The sequence below is a fragment of the Paenibacillus sp. IHB B 3415 genome (assembly GCF_000802655.2).
Taxonomy (GTDB): Bacteria; Bacillota; Bacilli; order Paenibacillales; family Paenibacillaceae; genus Paenibacillus_AQ; species Paenibacillus_AQ phytohabitans.
The window spans coordinates 1-1,940 of sequence record NZ_JUEI01000170.1 but is presented as its reverse complement, the minus strand read 5'-3'; the positions used below and the strand labels follow the sequence as shown (position 1 = coordinate 1,940).

The window sequence follows — 1,940 nt, the reverse complement described above, 5'->3', positions numbered from 1 at the left end:
CCGGCATGAAGTATGTGGGTAAGTATGGGACTGAAGGGGCAGTGCTGGCGAGCAAGGGGATTGGGAAGTTGTTGGGGTTTGGGGCTGGGGGGATAGAGAAAGGTCTAGCAAGGAATGTTAGTCAATTTTCTGGTTCTATTGATCCTGCTAAATTTGCTAAAATGAAGAGGGCTTTCGAGAAACAGGGAGGTATTATTGACCAATCTGAAGAAGCGATAAGATATTTAGATTATCGTGGTGCAGAAGCAGTTACTTGGAATGAAAAGACTATACAATTAAGACGGAATCCCACAACATCAGCAGTATTTGAGGAATTTATTCATACGGCGCAATACAGGGCAGGAAAAATACCTGACCAATTACCGAGAACGGTGCTAACAGTAGAAATTGAGGCTGCTGCAAAATTAATTAAGTTTAGAAATGTTTATGGAATTCCAAATGTTGAGACCAGAGCTACAATTGAAAGATTAAGAAAAATGAGACAAGAACTAAGTTCGCTAGAAGATTGAGGTGTAAAATATGTTTTCTATCGAGGTAACAGGAGCGTTTTATATTAAGGTGGCTAATATTATTGCAATTGAAGGAAAGCCATATGGAAACCTCAAAGGTAAAACGTTGTATGATGTGAATGATAAATTTAAATCTTATATTGTTAAAGGAGTGGCGTTAGTAAACAAGCAGGAGTACATTAGCCTGACTGATTCGATGACTATTCAGCTTGAGCCAGGGGATTATCAGGCAGAGGAGTTAGTAGGTAAGACATTGGTGAACTTTAATTGAAAACGTGTATTTATGGGAGCATTTCAGGTGCTTTTTGTCTCAATGGTGATTTTGAAATTCTTATTGAATACGAATAGATATAGATATAGTTATAAAAATAAGTAAATGAAAATAAATCTTGATTGGCATGGTAGTCAATCAAGGTTTGTTTTTCTGTGAGGGACTTCGCAGTACCCAATAAATTTAGATTTAACGAATATCCCTTCTTCACTGTTATGAAGTAAGCAGGGGAGTACGGGACCGAAGGGGCTGTGCTGGCGGGCAAGGGGCTTTGGAAGTTGTTGGGGAAAAGTAAAACTCTCTTTGACGAATTTAATGTAATTCCAGGAAAAGGACTCAACTTAGATATCCCTTTTGCCCTCAATGGTAGAAGTTATATAACTTATGCTTTTAAGAATTTGGGTGATGAAATAGAATATGTTGGTAGGGCAAGTGGGAAAGGGACGCCAAATGATGTAATGAAACAACGTATTGCAAAAGGCCACGACCACTTTCATGCTGGAATTAATACCAGAAATTATCGATGTACAAAAGAGCAAATTAGCAAGTCAAGGAGCTGAAGAATTTTTCATCCAAGGCTTTATAGAACAAGGGGCTAAACTTACAAATATAGAGCAGGCATTAAGTTATTACCCGAAAGACCGCTTAGCAAAATCTATGAATAAGCTAGAAGCATTTTTCGAGGAACTGTTTACAAGATAAAAGTGAAATGGAGTGATGAAGAATGGACGTTTTTGTATATTTTAAGTCGAAGCAATCTTATTCTAGGGATGAGATTGAAGAAGCTATTGAAGAAATTTTAGAAACTAGAGGTGAAGTAACGGGTTCTGGTTCAGGGACTAATGGTTCCAACTTAGATATTGAAATATATGATGAATCTGATGACGAGGCTGTAGAGCAAGTAAAAAAGGTTTTAAGACAAATGAAGGTAACAAACGACACTACCATTGTGGTTAAAGGAGTTCGTTTTAACCTTTATCCATAATGATTTAATTGGGAGTTATTCTGACCTTGATTGGCTTTATGCCTTTCAAGGTTTTTTCTACATTTCATCTTTGGCTTTTAATCGCCTATACATATGGAAATTACGGCAAAGCGCTGGATCATCAAGGTCGGGCGGAGCAGCCGTTCCGGTATAATGGGCGCGACGGCGTCATGAC

The 1,940-nt window shown here is 38.1% G+C and carries 3 protein-coding genes and 1 pseudogene; all 4 read left to right on the top strand.

Annotated elements, in window-relative coordinates:
- Positions 1–509: pseudogene (locus QW71_RS41105) on the top strand (hypothetical protein); the annotation flags it as partial.
- 10 nt (positions 510–519) lie between these two features.
- Entirely contained in the window at positions 520–780 is a 261-nt protein-coding gene (locus tag QW71_RS35910; RefSeq protein WP_039310780.1) for a hypothetical protein, read from the top strand.
- Between the two features lie 278 nt (positions 781–1,058).
- Complete coding sequence (locus QW71_RS40315; RefSeq protein ID WP_152679947.1) at positions 1,059–1,340, top strand: hypothetical protein; 282 nt, start codon at positions 1,059–1,061, stop codon at positions 1,338–1,340.
- Between the two features lie 164 nt (positions 1,341–1,504).
- Entirely contained in the window at positions 1,505–1,765 is a 261-nt protein-coding gene (locus tag QW71_RS35900) for a hypothetical protein (RefSeq protein ID WP_039310775.1), read from the top strand.
- Positions 1,766–1,940 lie beyond the last annotated feature (175 nt).